15 protein-coding genes are annotated in these 17,119 nt (G+C 53.9%); 11 read left to right on the top strand and 4 right to left on the bottom strand.

From position 1 onward, the window contains the following. Positions 1-114: 114 nt before the first annotated feature. The 4 genes from clpX to bolA form a co-directional block, all read right to left on the bottom strand. On the bottom strand, positions 115-1,389 hold the full coding sequence (clpX, locus tag CVE23_RS06010) for an ATP-dependent protease ATP-binding subunit ClpX (protein ID WP_038661234.1): 1,275 nt from the start codon (positions 1,387-1,389) through the stop codon (positions 115-117). A gap of 127 nt (positions 1,390-1,516) precedes the next feature. Continuing rightward, complete coding sequence (clpP, locus tag CVE23_RS06005) at positions 1,517-2,140, bottom strand: ATP-dependent Clp endopeptidase proteolytic subunit ClpP (RefSeq protein WP_038918189.1); 624 nt, start codon at positions 2,138-2,140, stop codon at positions 1,517-1,519. A gap of 403 nt (positions 2,141-2,543) precedes the next feature. Continuing rightward, complete coding sequence (gene tig / locus CVE23_RS06000; protein WP_100849111.1) at positions 2,544-3,848, bottom strand: trigger factor; 1,305 nt, start codon at positions 3,846-3,848, stop codon at positions 2,544-2,546. Between the two features lie 312 nt (positions 3,849-4,160). Then, positions 4,161-4,475 (bottom strand): transcriptional regulator BolA, encoded by a 315-nt coding sequence (bolA, locus tag CVE23_RS05995; RefSeq protein WP_013316852.1) that lies wholly within the window; start codon positions 4,473-4,475, stop codon positions 4,161-4,163. 328 nt (positions 4,476-4,803) lie between these two features. Between bolA and CVE23_RS05990 the strand changes: the two genes are divergently transcribed. The 11 genes from CVE23_RS05990 (at position 4,804) to CVE23_RS05940 (ending at position 17,106) form a co-directional block, all read left to right on the top strand. Beyond that, complete coding sequence (locus CVE23_RS05990; RefSeq protein WP_038661242.1) at positions 4,804-5,382, top strand: lipoprotein; 579 nt, start codon at positions 4,804-4,806, stop codon at positions 5,380-5,382. A gap of 56 nt (positions 5,383-5,438) precedes the next feature. Next, complete coding sequence (gene ampG, locus CVE23_RS05985) at positions 5,439-6,908, top strand: muropeptide MFS transporter AmpG (protein ID WP_100849110.1); 1,470 nt, start codon at positions 5,439-5,441, stop codon at positions 6,906-6,908. A 432-nt stretch (positions 6,909-7,340) separates the two neighbouring features. Then, on the top strand, positions 7,341-8,291 hold the full coding sequence (gene cyoA, locus CVE23_RS05980; protein WP_038661247.1) for a cytochrome o ubiquinol oxidase subunit II: 951 nt from the start codon (positions 7,341-7,343) through the stop codon (positions 8,289-8,291). Between the two features lie 20 nt (positions 8,292-8,311). Beyond that, a complete protein-coding gene (gene cyoB, locus CVE23_RS05975; RefSeq protein WP_100849109.1) occupies positions 8,312-10,294 on the top strand; it encodes a cytochrome o ubiquinol oxidase subunit I in 1,983 nt (660 codons plus the stop codon). After that, entirely contained in the window at positions 10,294-10,908 is a 615-nt protein-coding gene (locus CVE23_RS05970) for a cytochrome o ubiquinol oxidase subunit III (protein WP_100849108.1), read from the top strand. The genes cyoB and CVE23_RS05970 overlap by 1 nt, the downstream gene beginning before the upstream one ends. Then, positions 10,908-11,240, top strand: coding sequence for a cytochrome o ubiquinol oxidase subunit IV (locus CVE23_RS05965; protein ID WP_022632553.1), 333 nt, complete (start codon positions 10,908-10,910; stop codon positions 11,238-11,240). Before CVE23_RS05970 ends, CVE23_RS05965 begins: the two co-directional genes overlap by 1 nt. Before the next feature lie 16 nt (positions 11,241-11,256). Next, on the top strand, positions 11,257-12,147 hold the full coding sequence (gene cyoE, locus CVE23_RS05960) for a heme o synthase (protein ID WP_038668788.1): 891 nt from the start codon (positions 11,257-11,259) through the stop codon (positions 12,145-12,147). A 280-nt stretch (positions 12,148-12,427) separates the two neighbouring features. After that, positions 12,428-13,339, top strand: a complete 912-nt coding sequence (locus CVE23_RS05955) for an AraC family transcriptional regulator (protein ID WP_100849107.1) — start codon at positions 12,428-12,430, stop codon at positions 13,337-13,339. Between the two features lie 161 nt (positions 13,340-13,500). Continuing rightward, entirely contained in the window at positions 13,501-14,514 is a 1,014-nt protein-coding gene (locus tag CVE23_RS05950) for an SDR family oxidoreductase (protein WP_308420901.1), read from the top strand. 233 nt (positions 14,515-14,747) lie between these two features. Further along, complete coding sequence (locus CVE23_RS05945; RefSeq protein ID WP_038918179.1) at positions 14,748-15,380, top strand: MBL fold metallo-hydrolase; 633 nt, start codon at positions 14,748-14,750, stop codon at positions 15,378-15,380. Between the two features lie 361 nt (positions 15,381-15,741). Beyond that, a complete protein-coding gene (locus CVE23_RS05940) occupies positions 15,742-17,106 on the top strand; it encodes an MFS transporter (protein ID WP_049854125.1) in 1,365 nt (454 codons plus the stop codon). The last annotated feature ends 13 nt before the right edge of the window (positions 17,107-17,119 follow it).

Here is a 17,119-nt window from a genome sequence, read left to right as displayed (position 1 = left end):
AGGTAATCGAGTATATGGGGATAAATATCTCACATTCAACGACTGAACGTGTGTAAAAAAAAATGGGGGGCTAAAACCCCCCATTTTATCGTTTACCGTTGTTTTTTAGGCTAATTATTCGCCAGATGCCTGCTGTGCTTCAGGCTTGCCGTAAATCAGCAGCGGCTCGGTTTGCCCCGAAATGACAGAATCGTCGATCACCACTTTATCCACGTTTTCCAGCGAAGGCAGGTCGTACATGGTTTCCAGCAACGCCGCTTCTACGATGGAGCGCAAACCACGAGCGCCGGTCTTACGCGCCATAGCTTTTTTCGCAATGGCGGTCAACGCTTCGTCACGGAACTCCAGCTCCGCGCCTTCCAGTTTGAAAAGCGCCTGATACTGTTTGGTCAGCGCATTCTTCGGCTCGCGCAGGATCTGGATCAACGCTTCCTCATCCAGTTCTTTCAGCGTCGCTACCACCGGCAAACGCCCGATAAACTCGGGGATAAGACCAAACTTGATCAAATCGCCCGGCTCTACCTGGCTCAGCAGTTCACCTTCTGTCGCCTTCTGGGACAGGCCCTTCACCGTGGCGTTGAAACCAATGCCGCGACCAGTATCGGTACGCTGTTCAATAACCTTGTCCAATCCGGCAAATGCACCGCCACAGATAAACAGGATTTTGGAGGTATCCACCTGCAAAAACTCCTGCTGCGGGTGCTTACGCCCACCCTGCGGCGGAACGGCGGCGATAGTGCCTTCAATCAGCTTCAGCAACGCCTGCTGCACCCCTTCTCCGGACACGTCGCGAGTGATGGACGGGTTGTCGGATTTACGGGAAATCTTGTCGATCTCATCGATGTAGACAATACCGCGCTGCGCTTTCTGCACATCGTAGTCACACTTCTGCAGCAGCTTCTGGATAATGTTTTCAACGTCCTCGCCCACATAACCGGCTTCGGTCAATGTGGTGGCGTCAGCCATAGTGAAAGGCACATCCAGGAAACGAGCCAGCGTTTCCGCCAGCAATGTTTTCCCGCTACCGGTCGGACCGATCAGCAGGATGTTGCTTTTGCCCAGTTCGACGCCATTATTGCTGTCGCCATTACGCAGACGTTTGTAGTGGTTGTAGACAGCAACCGCCAGCACCTTTTTCGCCTGTTCCTGACCGATAACATAATCGTCCAGATGACGGCGGATTTCGTGTGGCGTCGGTAACGCACTGCGCTCACGGTGTGGCGCTACTTCTTTAATTTCTTCGCGAATAATGTCGTTACACAAGTCAACACATTCATCGCAGATATACACTGACGGCCCGGCGATCAGCTTACGAACCTCGTGTTGGCTTTTGCCGCAGAAAGAACAGTACAGCAGTTTTCCTGAACCGTCTTTGCGCTTATCTGTCATGAGTCAAACCTCTTCTCTAGTCTCTTGCCCGCAGGCCAACCACATAGCAATCGCGCCACAGCAAACGCCAGCCTACTACCATAATGGCCGGCACCCCGCGTCATCTGGCTATTTCGCATCCCTGGCGTTATTCACGATGGGTAAGTACAGAATCTACCAACCCATAGTCTACTGCCTCGGCGGCAGAGAGGAAACGGTCACGCTCCGTGTCCCTTTCTATTGCTTCAAGAGGCTGACCGGTATGTTTGGCCATCAACTCGTTCATCCGAGCCTTCACCTTAAGGATCTCTTTAGCGTGAATCTCGATATCCGTCGCCTGTCCCTGGAATCCGCCCAGCGGCTGGTGGATCATCACCCGGGAATTCGGCAGGCAGAAGCGCTTGCCCTTGGTACCCGCCGTCAGCAGGAAAGCGCCCATCGACGCCGCTTGCCCCATACAGATGGTGCTGACATCCGGCTTAATAAATTGCATGGTGTCGTAAATCGACATGCCGGCGGTAATCACGCCCCCTGGAGAGTTAATGTACAGATAGATATCTTTTTCAGGGTTTTCGGCTTCCAGAAACAGCATCTGCGCCACAATCAGGTTAGCCATGTGATCCTCGACCTGACCGGTCAAAAAGATCACGCGTTCCTTCAGGAGTCGGGAATAGATATCGTAAGAACGCTCCCCACGCGAAGTCTGCTCAACCACCATCGGCACCAAGGCCATGTGAGGGGCCAGTTTTTCTTGTTCGCCACTGTATGACATTAACGTCTCCTAGATAAAATGCATTTGGCGCATACCGCCTGATTCTACTTGAGATGGAAAGTGATGACCATGCTCAGACACGCAGTTAGCCATCTCTCCGTCGCCGGAATCGGGCGAGTTTCCCTGACGATGCAATCTACGCGGTATTAACCAGTTGGGGACCGATGCATCCTTTTTCAAGCTTACACCAGCGATTCATTTTGGTTAAAGCGATATCCTGCGCTGAAAGCGGGTTTGATTGCGCCTTGATTAATCAGCCATCAATAGATTAATCGCTATTAATCATAGTGCAGATTTGGCAGGAGCTGTCGGCAGGCCGTTCAGTTTGTCGCATCAGGGAAGAAAAAGCCCGCAGCATAAACCGCGGGCTTTTGAAGAAACGATTTCAGGTGAAAAAGCGTGATTAGGCAGCGGTTGTCTGATTCATCAGCTCGTTGAAGCTGACCGCTTTTTCTACCACTTTCGCCTTGGACAACAGCGTTTCGATAGCCTGTTCTTCCAGGGCAACGTTACGCATATTGTTCATCATTTCTTTGTTTTTCTTGTAGTACTCAACCACTTCACGCGGATCTTCGTACGCAGAGGCGATTTCGTCGATCAGCACGTTGACGCGGTCTTCGTCGGCTTTCAGCTCGTTGGAAGCGATCACTTCGCCCAGCAGCAGGCCAACAACAACGCGGCGTTTAGCCTGCTCTTCGAACAGTTCGCGCGGCAGTTCCAGAGCCTGTTTCTCATTGCCGCCGAAACGCTGAGCAGCCTGACGACGCAGCACATCGACTTCGCCGTCGATCAGTGCGGCCGGCACATCAATGTCGTTCGCCTTGACCAGACCGTCGATAACCTGAGTTTTCACGCGGTTGCGGATCGCGCCTTTCAGCTCGCGTTCCATGTTCTTGCGGACTTCGGCGCGCAGGCCATCCAGAGAACCGTCTTCAACGCCAAAACGTTTGATGAAATCGGCAGTCAGTTCCGGCAGTTCACGCTCTTCCACTTTCTTCAGCACGATGGCGAATTTAGCGTCCTGACCTTTCAGGTTTTCAGCGTGGTAGTCTTCCGGGAATTTCACCTCGATGGTGAACTCATCGCCCGCTTTGTGACCAACGATACCGTCTTCGAAGCCCGGGATCATACGGCCCTGGCCCATAGCCAGAACGAAATCGGAGGCTTTGCCGCCTTCGAATTCTTCACCGCCGACAGAACCGGTGAAATCGATGGTTACGCGGTCTTCAGCAGTCGCGGCGCGATCGGTTTCTTTCCAGGTTGCCTGCTGTTTGCGCAGGGTATCCAGCATGCCGTCGACGTCGGATTCGGAAACGTCCACCAGCGGTTTTTCAACCTCAATGGTGTCCAGATCTTTCAGCTCGACTTCCGGATAAACTTCGAACTCTACGGAGTAGGTAAAATCACCACCGATCTGGTACTCGCCCGGAACATAGTTCGGCGCGCCAGCCGGATTGATTTTTTCTTTGATGATGGCATCAACGAAGTGACGCTGCATCAGATCGCCCAGCACGTCCTGACGGACGGATGCGCCGTAGCGCTGCTCAACAATTTTCGCCGGCACTTTGCCTTTGCGGAAACCATCGATACGAACTTTTTTAGCCACATTGACCAGTTCGCTCTTAACGGCATTCTCAATGCTGTCAGCAGCAACGGTAATCGTTACGCGGCGCCCAAGGCCTTGAGTGGTTTCAACTGAAACTTGCATCTTGTTACCTCAAAAAATCACAGTGCTCGGTCAACCTCAGAGGCCGTTTTCATAAAGCGCCCTGGGGCGACCTTGCTGATCACAGTCTCACAGAACCAGGACGGCCACTTTACCGGACCAGTTCCCTATAGTCAGAAGCGTCCCGAATACATTCCGGAAAATAAGACGCGGCATTATAGCGGCATCGATAGACCGAGTCGAGGAGAGTAACCAGACTATTGGCGGAGGGCTTTCACACTTTTTATCTGCAAACCGCCTGTAAATGGATCAACCGGCGTTGCCGGCGGTTCGTCGCCGGGCAGTTCAGGTCACTCAACGCTGCAATCCCGCGCCGCCACAGGGCGGAGACGAAGGCACCGCCATCTGCAGGTCCAGCCACTCTTTCGGCGTGTAGGTATGCAGCGCCAGCGCATGCACCGCCCCCGCCAGTTCATCAGCCAATACGCGGTAGATCGCGCGATGGCGGCCAATCACCCGCTCGCCGGTAAAGCATTCGCTGACCAGCACCACCTTGAAATGACTTTCAGAGCCGGCAGGCACGTTATGACGATAACTTTCGTCAATAACTTCAAGGTGTTGCGGTTCGAATTCCGAACGCAACTTGGCTTCTATCGTTTCACGAATCATAGGGTTACCTTTTTCAGGCGTCAGTGAAAATTGCGTCGATAACACGGCCTTTTATCACTGACTGCTCGCTTATCCACTTCAAATTTAGTCATTTTTTGATTATTAATGGGAATATATTGACCATCTGGATACGCGGCGACAGTCGGATTCATCAACCCGACATGCCATTCTCCGCTTCCAGACGTCATTCACGCATAGCACGCTGGAAAAAAGGAATGCAGCTCAGCAGGATACTGACCACTTTCTGCTCTTTCTCTTGTCCAAGACGATGATATGATACCGGACTATGTTTATCAGCCAACCACCGTTTCATGACGAGAAGACACGCATGTTAAAAAAATTCATTTTCCCGTTGTTCGCCGCACTCGTGCTGGCAGGATGCGCCAGCAAGAGCAACACGCTGGATGTCACCCCGAAAATCGCCCTGCCGTCGCAGGATCCTACCCTGATGGGTGTAACCATCAGCATTAACGGCGCCGACCAGCGTGCCGATCAGTCGCTGGCGCGGGTCAACCGTGACGGCCAGTTGGTGACCCTGACGCCGTCGCGCGATTTGCGTTTCCTGCTGCAGGAAGTGCTGGAAAAACAGATGTCGACCCGCGGTTATATGATCGGCACCGGCGGCCCGGTGGCGCTGCAGGTGGTGGTTAATACCCTGTATGCTGATGTCGCCGAAGGCAATCTGCGTTACAACATCACCACCCGCGCGGATATCTCCATTATTGCGCAGGCCGCCAACGGCAATAAGCAGATTAAGAACTACCGCGCCAGCTATAATGTACAGGGCGCGCTTACCGCCACTAACAGCAAGATTACCGAGTCGGTCAATCAGGTGTTGAGTGATGTCATTAGCGATATGGCTCAGGACACCAGCATCAGTACCTTCATCAAAACCAACTCCCGGTAACAGTTTATTCCGCCTCACCTCCCTTGCCCTGTCAGGGCAAGGGAAAAGGACCTCGCATGCTCAGCCGTCTTTTTTCGCTTTTCCGTGAACGCAACAGTGTCATTCTTCTGATTTTGGGTTTTGCCTCGGGTTTACCGCTGGCACTGACTTCCGGCACGTTGCAGGCGTGGATGACGGTAGAAAATGTGGATCTGAAAACCATCGGCTTCTTCTCGCTGGTGGGGCAAGCCTATGTCTTCAAGTTCCTGTGGTCGCCGCTGATGGACCGCTATACGCCGCCGTTTATGGGGCGCCGCCGCGGCTGGCTGCTGGTGACGCAACTGTCGCTGGTAGCGGCGATCGTCTTTATCGGTACGCTGAATCCCTCGCATCATTTATGGTGGCTGGCGATGCTGGCCGTCATCATCGCGTTCTGTTCCGCATCGCAGGACATCGTGTTTGATGCGTACAAAACCGATTTGTTGCCGCCGGAGGAACGCGGCAGCGGCGCGGCCATTTCCGTTCTGGGCTATCGGCTGGCTATGCTGGTTTCCGGCGGCCTGGCGTTGTGGATTGCCGATCGCTTTCTCGGCTGGCACGCCACCTACTGGCTGATGGCGGGTCTTTTGTTGCTGTGCACGCTGGCGACCTGGCTGTCGCCGGAGCCCGCCGTCAGCGAACCCGCTCCGCGCTCTCTTGAACAAGCGGTCTTCGCACCGCTGAAAGATTTTTTCAGCCGCAATAACGCCTGGCTGATTCTGATGCTGATTGTGCTGTATAAGCTGGGGGATGCGTTTGCCGTCAGTCTCAGCACTACCTTTCTGATCCGGGGGGTCGGTTTCAATCCAGGCGAAGTGGGGTTGGTCAACAAGACGCTGGGCCTGTTCGCCACGATTATCGGCGCGCTGTACGGCGGAGTGCTGATGCAACGCTGGACGCTGTTCCGGTCATTGATGCTGTTCGGCCTGCTGCAGGCCGTGTCAAATGCCGGTTACTGGCTGTTGGCTGTCACGGACAAGCAGTTATTCACCATGGCATCGGCGGTGTTTCTGGAAAACCTGTGCGGCGGCATGGGAACCGCGGCCTTTGTGGCGTTATTGATGATGCTTTGTAACAAATCGTTTTCCGCAACCCAGTTCGCTCTGCTGTCCGCTCTGTCGGCAGTCGGGCGGGTTTACGTCGGCCCGATTGCCGGCTGGTTTGTCGAACTGTACGGCTGGGCATGGTTTTACCTGTTTTCGATCATCATCGCCATTCCGGGGCTGTTCCTGTTGAAAATTTGCCGCCCATCGCTGGAACAGGCGCAATCGGGAGGCGCTTTCGCTCGTCGTAGCGCCTATCCACACCTTTATACGCTGGCTTCCCGCCTGTTTTTTATCGGCTGCGTACTGTTTGCCGGCGGTCTGCTTGTCTGGGGAATGATGGGTCTGGGCTGGCTAGGAAACACCGGCGCGGAAAACATGCTGATGACCGCCGGCGCTATACTGGCGGTACTGGCGATGCTACTTGGCGGCATGCTGGATTATCTGTCGTCACGCCGCCTGTAAATCGGGCGGTTGTAAATCAATAAATGCAGGCTATCGCTAAAAAGCGCGCCGTCATTATCTATTATCACTTTATTAAATTATTTTTCTTCTCAGGCATCAGCGAGTAGAAACATTTATTTCATTATTCTTAATAATTCCGCCTGAGTACGTTATTTAACGCAACCTTATAGAAACGAAATATTAACACTAGAGCGAAATAGTATTCAGAAATAGTTGTAATTCCTGAAAAGCGATACATACTTTTTCTGTAGTCGGTTTACCCACTGTTTTTAAAAGTAATTTTGAGAAATGTATCTCAGATGTGACAGGTCAGGCAAAAACTGTAAACAGCAGGCTGACATCTCTTTAATCATGTTTACAGTGCGGTAACCTTCCCGTAAAATGCCCGCTCGCGTGAAATGACAATAGAGCCCTTGTAATTGAGGTCGCTAGATGAGACTCAGGAAATACAATAAAATTTTTGGGATGTTGTCTTTAATCGCAACCACACTGCTTCTCAGTGGTTGTGATATGGCATTGATGAACCCCAAAGGACAAGTCGGGTTAGAGCAACGTTCGTTGATACTGACAGCACTCGGTTTGATGCTGATCGTTGTTATCCCGGTGATCATTATGACGATTGCCTTCGCCTGGAAGTTCAGAGCTTCCAACGAAAAAGCGAAGTACACGCCAAACTGGTCGCACTCCAACAAAATCGAAGCCGTTGTCTGGACGGTTCCCATCATCATTATCATCATCCTTGGGACGATCACCTGGAAAACCACCCATTCGCTTGATCCCTACAAGCCTCTGGATTCCAATGTCAAACCCATCAATGTTGAAGTGGTGTCGCTGGACTGGAAATGGCTGTTCATCTACCCGGACCTTGGCATCGCCACGGTCAATGAACTGGCATTCCCGACCAATGTTCCGGTCAATTTCAAGATTACGTCCGATACGGTGATGAACTCCTTCTTTATTCCGCGTCTTGGTGGTCAGATCTATGCCATGGCCGGGATGCAGACCAAGCTGCACCTGATCGCCAACGAGCCGGGCAAGTACGACGGCATTTCCGGCGGTTACAGCGGCAAAGGGTTCTCCGGCATGAAATTCACCGCCATCGCGACCCCGGATCAGCAAGCGTTTGACCAATGGGTTGAGAATGTACGCAAGTCATCCAAGACGCTGAGCACGATGAATGACTTTAACAAACTGGCGCAACCGACCGAGTACCACCCGGTGGAGTACTACTCTCAGGTCCAACCTGAGCTGTTCAGCCAGATCATTACCAAATTCATTGGCAACAACATGAACATGCAGCACGGTGCCGAAGGCGAGCCTAAGAAAGAAGAAGGCATGCAGAATCACCAGGGCATGAACATGAGCGAGCACTCCTCTCATTAAAAGGAGTCGAGGGATAAACGATGTTCGGAAAATTAACTCTTGATGCGATCCCCTACCATGAACCGATTATCATGGTCACGGTGGCGGCAATCATTTTAGGCGGATTGGCGCTGCTGGCTGCCGTTACCTATTTTGGTAAATGGAAATGGCTGTGGTCCGAGTGGTTCACCTCCGTAGACCACAAGAAAATCGGTATCATGTACATCATCGTCGGTCTGGTGATGATGCTGCGTGGTTTTGCCGATGCCGTCATGATGCGTGGTCAGCAGGTGCTGGCCTCCGCCGGTGAAGCGGGTTTCCTCAACCCTCACCACTATGACCAGATCTTCACCGCCCATGGCGTGATCATGATCTTCTTCGTGGCGACGCCGTTCGTGGTCGGTCTGATGAACCTGGCGGTTCCGCTGCAGATCGGCGCACGTGACGTAGCCTTCCCCTTCCTGAACTCACTCAGCTTCTGGCTGTTTGTAGTCGGCGTGATTCTTATCAACCTGTCTCTGGGGATCGGCGAGTTCGCCCAGACCGGTTGGGTAGCCTATCCGCCGTTGTCAGGTAAGGAATACAGTCCCGGCGTCGGGGTAGACTACTGGATCTGGAGTCTCCAGATTTCCGGTGTGGGTACCACGCTGACTGGCGTTAACTTCTTCGCCACCATCATGAAAATGCGTGCGCCTGGCATGACGCTGATGAAAATGCCGGTGTTCACCTGGACGGCGTTGTGCACCAACGTACTGATTATTGCCGCTTTCCCGATTTTGACGGTAACCATCGCTCTGCTGACGCTGGACCGTTACCTCGGCACCCATTTCTTCACCAATGATATGGGCGGCAACATGATGATGTACATCAACCTGATTTGGGCCTGGGGCCATCCGGAAGTGTACATCCTGGTGCTACCGGTCTTCGGTATTTACTCCGAAGTGGTGGCAACCTTCTGTAAAAAGCGTCTGTTCGGTTATACCTCGCTGGTATGGGCGACTATCGCGATTACCGTTCTGTCGTTTATCGTCTGGCTGCACCACTTCTTCACTATGGGGTCGGGCGCCAACGTCAACGCCTTCTTCGGTATCGCGACGATGATTATTTCTATCCCGACCGGGGTTAAAATATTCAACTGGCTGTTCACCATGTACCAGGGGCGTATTCAGCCGCACTCCGCCATGCTGTGGACCACCGGCTTCATCATCACCTTCTCCATCGGTGGTATGACCGGGGTACTGCTGGCCGTGCCGGGCGCCAACTTTGTACTGCACAACAGTCTGTTCCTGATCGCTCACTTCCATAACGTGATCATCGGCGGCGTGGTGTTTGGCTGCTTTGCCGGTATCACCTACTGGTTCCCAAAAGCATTTGGCTTCAAGCTGAATGAAACCTGGGGCAAACGCGCCTTCTGGTTCTGGATCATCGGTTTCTTCGTAGCCTTTATGCCGCTGTACGTGCTGGGCTTCATGGGGATGACCCGTCGTCTGAGCCAGCAGATCAATCCGGAATTCCACCCGCTGCTGGTGGTGGCCTCTATCGGCGCCGGCCTGATTGCGCTGGGCGTCCTGTGCCAGATTATCCAGTTTGCCGTCAGTATCCGCGATCGCAACCAGAACCGCGACCTGACTGGCGACCCGTGGGATGCGCGTACGCTGGAATGGGCAACGTCTTCTCCGCCTCCGTTCTATAACTTTGCCATTGTGCCGCAGGTTCAGGAACGCGATGCATTCTGGGAAATCAAAGAAAAAGGCGATGCTTATCGCAAACCGGCCCAGTATGAAGAAATTCATATGCCGAAGAATACCGGCGCAGGCGTGATCATCTCCGCATTCAGCCTGGTATTTGGTTTCGCAATGATCTGGCATATCTGGTGGCTGGCGATTATCGGTTTTGTGGGCATGATCGCGACCTGGATCGTGCACAGCTTTAATCAGGACGTGGATTACTACGTACCGGTTAAAGAGGTCGAACAAATCGAAAACCAAAACTTCGATAAACTCAGCAAAGCAGGCGTGAAATAATGGCCACTGATACGTTAACTCATCACAATGCAGCCCATGCCGAGCATGGGCACCACGACACCGGCGGCAATAAAGTCTTCGGTTTCTGGATCTACCTGATGAGCGACTGCATCCTGTTCGGGATGTTGTTCGCGACCTACGCCGTTCTGGTGAACGGCACCGCTGGCGGCCCGACCGGCAAGGAACTGTTCGATCTGAAGTTCGTGCTGGTGGAAACCTTCGCCCTGCTGTTCAGTAGTATCACCTACGGCATGGCGATGATCGCCATGAACAAAGGCAACAAGAGCCAGGTTAACGCCTGGCTGGGTTTGACCTTCCTGTTCGGGCTGGTGTTCATCGGTATGGAAATCTACGAATTCCATCACCTGATCGCAGAAGGCGCCGGTCCTGACCGCAGCGCGTTCCTGTCCGCGTTCTTTGCGCTGGTCGGCACCCACGGTATCCACGTGACCTCCGGCCTGATCTGGATCGCCATCATGATGATCCAGGTAACGAAATACGGCCTGACCAGCACCAACAAGACCCGTCTGATGTGTCTGAGCCTGTTCTGGCACTTCCTTGACGTGGTATGGATTTGTGTCTTCACTGTTGTTTATCTGATGGGGGCGATGTAATGAGTCATTCCACACACGATCATGCCGGCGCCAGCCACGGTAGCGTGAAGTCCTATCTGATTGGTTTCGTCCTGTCCATCATCCTGACCGTTATTCCGTTCGGTCTGGTGATGAACGGTTCGGCTTCCCACAGCGTCATTCTGCTGACCGTGCTGGGCTGCGCCGTTATCCAGATTCTGGTTCATCTGGTGTACTTCCTGCATCTCAATACCTCATCAGAAGAGCGTTGGAATGTGGTAGCCATTGTGTTTACCGCCCTGATTATCGCAATCGTGGTGGTGGGATCCCTGTGGATCATGATGAATGCGCACCACAACATGATGATTCAGTAACCGAGCCTTTTACATGATGATTAAGCAATACCTGCAGGTCACCAAACCCGGCATTATTTTTGGCAACCTGATTTCCGTTATCGGCGGATTTTTGCTGGCAGCCAAGGGCACCATCAACTATCCGCTGTTTGTCGCGACCCTGATCGGGGTGTCGCTGGTCGTTGCATCGGGTTGCGTCTTTAACAACGTTATCGATCGCGATATCGACAAAAAAATGGAGAGGACCAAGAATCGGGTTCTGGTGAAGGGGCTGATTCCGCTGAAGAACACGCTGATTTACGCTTCGCTGTTAGGTATTGCTGGCTTCGCGTTACTGTACCTCGCGGCAAATCCGCTGGCCATGTGGCTGGCGGTGATGGGGTTTGTGGTATATGTCGGCGTTTACAGCCTGTACATGAAACGCCATTCGGTTTACGGCACGTTGATTGGCAGCCTGTCGGGTGCGGCGCCGCCGGTAATCGGCTATTGCGCTGTCAGCAATCAGTTTGACGCCGGCGCGCTGATTCTGCTGCTGATTTTCAGCCTGTGGCAGATGCCGCACTCCTATGCCATCGCGATTTTCCGCTTTAAGGATTATCAGGCCGCCAATATTCCGGTGCTGCCGGTCGTCAAAGGCATTTCCGTGGCGAAGCATCATATTACGCTGTACATCCTGGCGTTTATGATTGCGACCCTGATGCTGTCGCTGGGCGGTTACGCCGGCTACAAATACCTGGTGGTGGCGGCGGCGGTCAGCGTCTGGTGGCTTGGCATGGCGTTGTCCGGCTACAAAAGCCCGAACGACGATCGCGTATGGGCAAGAAAGCTGTTCGTGTTTTCCATCGTGGCCATCACCTCCCTGAGCGTCATGATGTCGGTGGATTCGATGGCGCCGATGCAGGAAAGCCTGCTGACTTACCTGCACTGATATCATCAGTACACGCTTACCGACAGACGGGCTTGCCCGTCTGTTTTTTTTCATGCAGCGATCGGCACCGAATTGGCCGGTCTACACTGAGGCCCGCCACAGAGGGTTTCCCCAGTCATCAGCCTGACTGAAATCAAACTTACCACACCCGCCCTCTCCTCCCCCAGAAAGCCTCGCTGAGTGTGGCGCGGATCAGGGAACGCTGAAAAACCTGGCGCTAAAGTGCCGGACGCTTTAGGATAAAAATTCACTTTTATTTGCTAATCGTCCGCGAGCGCTGATGGATCCTCTTTCCGATGTTCTAGCCTTATTGAAGCCAGTTAACTACATGTCTGCCGGATTTGACGGCGGCGGCGACTGGGCGATTCAATTCCCTGACCAAATGGGAACGATCAAGAGCGGCGCGATAGTCACGGGGCGCTGCTGGCTAGCGGTGGAGGGGGTTGACGAGCCGGTTCAACTCGAAAGCGGCGACTGTTTTGTTCTTCCGCGAGGGGAACCGTTTCACCTTGCCAGCCAAATGGACGTTAAGCCGGTGCAGGCGGCGGAGGTGTTCACGGGAGCGGAAAGCGGCGGCATAGTTAGCTGGAACGGCGGCGGCGACATATTTATCGTCAGTAGCCGCTTCTCCGTTTCCGAACTGCATGCCGACATGCTGTTGAAACTTTTGCCCCGCATCGTTCACATCCGTAGCACCGCGGATCAAACAACACTACGGTGGCTGGTAGAACGAATGATGCAGGAACTGCGAGTACCGCAGCCCGGCAGCGTCCTCATCTTGCAGCATTTGGCGCACATGATCCTGGTGCAAACGCTCAGGCTGCATCTGGATTGCCGTGACGTCGGGCTGCTGTCGGCTCTGGCCGACAAAAACGTTGGTGCGGCAATCGCCGCCATCCATGAAAAACCCGCCCTGAACTGGACGGTTCAGGAACTGGGCGAACTGACGGGTATGTCGCGCTCCTCATTCGCACAGCGTTTTAAAGAAGCCGTCGGTACGTCTCCAATCAATTACCTGACGCGATGGCGTATGCTGCTTGCCAGCGATCGACTAATGAACTCAGACGATCCGGTTTCCACCATCGCCTTTTCGCTTGGGTATGAATCGGAAAGCGCATTCAGCACCGCGTTCAAGCGAATTATAGGGCACTCCCCAAGGCGATATAGCCGCTCGGTAAGACCGGGCGCATAACTTGCCTCAGCCCTTACCCCCGGATGAAACCTCAAGGGCGTCATATCCCTCGCTCTTAATTCAGAGTAGTATTTCCCCAAAAACGTCACATCCCGACCCTGGACGATAGCGAAAGATATTTGGATTTTCCGGTATAGATCGTACAAAACGAGTTCAATAGAATGCCCCAACGGCTTGAGATTGAGGCGCCTAATCACCCCGTCATCAGCCGTTTTTTCACCATGCTTTTTTCACCAGGAAATGAAAAAGGGGGCTCGACCATGCGAATTTTTGTTACTGGAGCCAGCGGATTCGTCGGTTCCGCGATTGTCCGCGAATTGATCGCTAATGGATACCAGGTTCTTGGGCTTGTCCGCTCAGACAAGTCCGCCGATGATTTACGGGCTATCGGCGGTTCGGCTCATCGCGGCGACATAGAGGATCTCGACAGCGTTCTCGCCGGAGCTGCGGTCTGTGATGGCATTATCCATACCGCCTTTGACAATGATTTTTCCAAATTTCAGGCCAACTGCGAAACTGACCGCCGCCTGATCGAGGCACTGGGATCAGTTATCGAAGGCTCCGCCCGCCGGCTTGTGATTACATCAGCCATTGGCATTCTTCCCAAGAGCCAAAGAACCACCGAAGACTCAATGCCCGCAATGGGGCCTGCAGCGAATCCGCGCGCAGCAACGGAAGAAGCCGTCGACGCGGTCATCGCAAAGGGCGTCCATGCCTCGATCGTCCGGCTCGCCTCATCCGTTCACGGCGCAGGCGACCATGCGTTCGTGCCTTTACTGATCGACATTGCGCGCAAAACAGGAGTTTCGGCCTACATAGGAGACGGTCAAAATTGCTGGCCAGCCGTGCATCGTCTCGACGCTGCAATGCTGTATCGTCTCGCACTGGAACGAGGTACCTCGGGCGCTCGCTATCATGCCGTCACCGAGGAACGCATTCCGTTCAGAGACATCGCCATTGCTATCGGTCGTGGGTTAGGCGTACCCATCATTTCGAAGTCCGCAGCCGAAGCAGAGGCGCACTTCGGATGGTTCTCGCATTTTGTTTCATTCGACCTGGACGCATCAAACCGCCTGACGCGGGAAAGACTCGGCTGGAACCCGATTATGCCTTCGCTGCTTTCCGATCTCGAAGGAGAGATGTATTTCCAGACACCTGAATCTGCACACACCTAGCGTCGACTGAGCGGGCAATCCGGCCTGGAATGCAATCTGCTAAACAGACAGAAGAAATGCTAAACCGGCTTTGCTCCTTGCTATCAGGGTGAACCTGAGTTGCGCAGCTCACTTATGAATAATCGTTCACCAACGAGCACATGTTGCAGCGACTGGCGATGGAGCGAAATGCGTAGAACAGCGAAGGCGGCCGACCTCCATCGCACGTCGGCCTGGCAACAAAGGAGGCATGCATGAAACAGATTTATCCCGATCTCTGGCAGACCCGTGTGGAGCACCCATTCTCGGGCGTAAACTCCCACGCCTATCTGCTGGTACAAGACACCGGCAACATCCTCTTTTACAACTCTGGCTCGCGGCAGGAGTATCGACACATTCAAGCACTGGGCGGGGTAGCCTATCAGTTTTTGAGCCACCGGGATGAAGTAGGCGGCGCACTCGCCGAGATAAAAACGCTTTTTGGCTCGAAACTCTGTTGCCACCGACTAGAGGAAGCGGACGCCAGAAAGGTAACGCCGGTCGATTACCTGTTCGATAGCCGGGAGACCCTTCAGGGCAACATTGAGGTGATACCAACCCCCGGTCATACCAAAGGCAGCGTGTGTTTTCTGGTTCATTCAGTTTATGGGCAAACATATCTCTTTACCGGAGACACTATCTATATGAACCACGGGATGTGGGAAACCCGCACCAATTGGTATGAAGGCGGCTCGAAATCGGACCTCAAGAGCAGCCTTATGCTTCTGCGCGACCTCGAACCCACGGTAGTTATTTCAAGCGCCTCGGTTGGCACCGTTCCGTTCAAAGCGGTCTTCGCAGAGGAATGGCGGTCTGATATCGACAATGTCCTTCGCGCGCTGTCCTAACGGTTCTCAGCAGAGCGTCCGGATCTCACACTTTCGCTTTTGGCGGCAGGAGAAGGCGCACGTCACATGATGGAGGGCAAGAAGTGAGCTAGCGTGAACTAACCCGTGCCCTTCTGACTGCCGCCGCGATGCGCCACTGTGGCTCCCGGCCCATAAAACGCTGGCGCCGTACAAAGGTTAAAACCCTCGCTGATTCATTGCCTTATTTTATATTTATCGCCACTACCGACCGCGTAATGAACCTGGCGGCGGACATTTTTTATCCTCCCTCCCCTGTTTTGCCAAATACAGAAACAAACCTGTCGTTTACGCTTTTGGGCCCGGACACTAAAATAGCGCTAACGAAATGTCAGAGGTAGCAATGAACGATAATCGCATGACCCCTGTTGAGCAGAGGGCGACATGGGGACTGGGTCTGGTCTTTTCACTTCGCATGCTGGGCATGTTCATGGTGCTTCCGGTGCTGACCACTTACGGAATGGCCCTGCAGGGCGCCAGCGAATCACTGATTGGCGTAGCGATCGGCATTTATGGCCTGATGCAGGCGATCTTCCAAATCCCATTCGGGCTGATGTCCGACCGCATCGGACGTAAACCGCTGATTGTCGGCGGCCTGCTGATATTTGTGCTGGGTAGCGTCATCGCCGCGCTTAGCGATTCTATCTGGGGCATTATTCTGGGTCGTGCGCTACAAGGCTCCGGCGCGATTTCCGCTGCGGTCATGGCGCTGCTGTCGGATTTAACCCGCGAACAAAACCGCACCAAAGCGATGGCGTTCATCGGCGTCAGCTTCGGCGTTACCTTTGCCATCGCCATGGTGGTCGGCCCGATCGTCACCCACGCGTTGGGTCTGAATGCGCTATTCTGGGGGATCGCGTTGCTGGCGCTGCTGGCTATCGTTATTACCCTGGCAATCATCCCCTCGTCGTCATCCCATGTGTTGAATCGCGAGTCCGCAATCGTACGCGATGGCGTCAGCAAAGTGCTGGCCAACAGCCGGCTGCTGAAACTCAACTTCGGCATCATGTGCCTGCACATCCTGCTGATGTCGAGCTTTGTGGCATTACCGCGGGTAATGGAGCAGGCAGGTCTGGCGCCGCAGCATCACTGGAAGGTCTATCTGGTGACGATGCTGGTGTCGTTCGCCGCCGTCGTGCCGTTCGTCATCTATGCCGAGGTCAAACGGCGGATGAAGCAGGTCTTTATTGCCTGCGTCATGATTCTGATTGCGGCAGAGCTGGTATTGCTGCAGGCGGGCAGCCATGCATTGTGGCAGATACTTATCGGCATTCAGCTGTTCTTCCTGGGGTTCAACGTTATGGAAGCGCTGTTGCCGTCACTGATCAGCAAGGAGTCGCCTGCCGGCTACAAAGGCACCGCGATGGGGGTTTATTCCACCACCCAGTTTATCGGGGTGGCGATTGGCGGCAGCCTCGGCGGCGCGCTGTATGACCTGCATGGCGCATCGCTGGTGTTCAGCGCCGGCGCGCTGCTGGGGCTGGCCTGGTTGCTGGTCAGCTTCACCATGCAGGAGCCGCCTTATCTGAGCAGCCTGCGCATTGCCCTGCCGGATGAAGCGCTGCGGGACAATGCGCTGTCCGATAAACTGCAGCAGCATCCGGGTGTGGCGGATGTGGTGATTGTGCCGGATGAACTCAGCGCCTACGTGAAAATCGATCGCAAAAAGACCAGCCGGCAGCAGTTGGAGCAGTTGGTCAGTCAATAAGGCTCGATGGCTT

The sequence above is a fragment of the Dickeya fangzhongdai genome, assembly GCF_002812485.1.
GTDB classification, from domain to species: Bacteria; Pseudomonadota; Gammaproteobacteria; order Enterobacterales; family Enterobacteriaceae; genus Dickeya; species Dickeya fangzhongdai.
This window is presented reverse-complemented; position numbering and strand designations above follow the sequence as displayed.

Coding starts and splice junctions, on each gene's coding strand:
- bolA (WP_013316852.1), bottom strand. CDS start 4,475: ATGATTCGTGAAACGATAGAAGCCAAGTTGCGTTCGGAATTCGAACCG.
- CVE23_RS05970 (WP_100849108.1), top strand. CDS start 10,294: ATGGCCACTGATACGTTAACTCATCACAATGCAGCCCATGCCGAGCAT.
- CVE23_RS05965 (WP_022632553.1), top strand. CDS start 10,908: ATGAGTCATTCCACACACGATCATGCCGGCGCCAGCCACGGTAGCGTG.
- cyoA (WP_038661247.1), top strand. CDS start 7,341: ATGAGACTCAGGAAATACAATAAAATTTTTGGGATGTTGTCTTTAATC.
- cyoB (WP_100849109.1), top strand. CDS start 8,312: ATGTTCGGAAAATTAACTCTTGATGCGATCCCCTACCATGAACCGATT.
- CVE23_RS05940 (WP_049854125.1), top strand. CDS start 15,742: ATGAACGATAATCGCATGACCCCTGTTGAGCAGAGGGCGACATGGGGA.
- CVE23_RS05950 (WP_308420901.1), top strand. CDS start 13,501: ATGCCCCAACGGCTTGAGATTGAGGCGCCTAATCACCCCGTCATCAGC.
- cyoE (WP_038668788.1), top strand. CDS start 11,257: ATGATTAAGCAATACCTGCAGGTCACCAAACCCGGCATTATTTTTGGC.
- clpP (WP_038918189.1), bottom strand. CDS start 2,140: ATGTCATACAGTGGCGAACAAGAAAAACTGGCCCCTCACATGGCCTTG.
- ampG (WP_100849110.1), top strand. CDS start 5,439: ATGCTCAGCCGTCTTTTTTCGCTTTTCCGTGAACGCAACAGTGTCATT.
- tig (WP_100849111.1), bottom strand. CDS start 3,848: ATGCAAGTTTCAGTTGAAACCACTCAAGGCCTTGGGCGCCGCGTAACG.
- CVE23_RS05945 (WP_038918179.1), top strand. CDS start 14,748: ATGAAACAGATTTATCCCGATCTCTGGCAGACCCGTGTGGAGCACCCA.
- clpX (WP_038661234.1), bottom strand. CDS start 1,389: ATGACAGATAAGCGCAAAGACGGTTCAGGAAAACTGCTGTACTGTTCT.
- CVE23_RS05990 (WP_038661242.1), top strand. CDS start 4,804: ATGTTAAAAAAATTCATTTTCCCGTTGTTCGCCGCACTCGTGCTGGCA.
- CVE23_RS05955 (WP_100849107.1), top strand. CDS start 12,428: ATGGATCCTCTTTCCGATGTTCTAGCCTTATTGAAGCCAGTTAACTAC.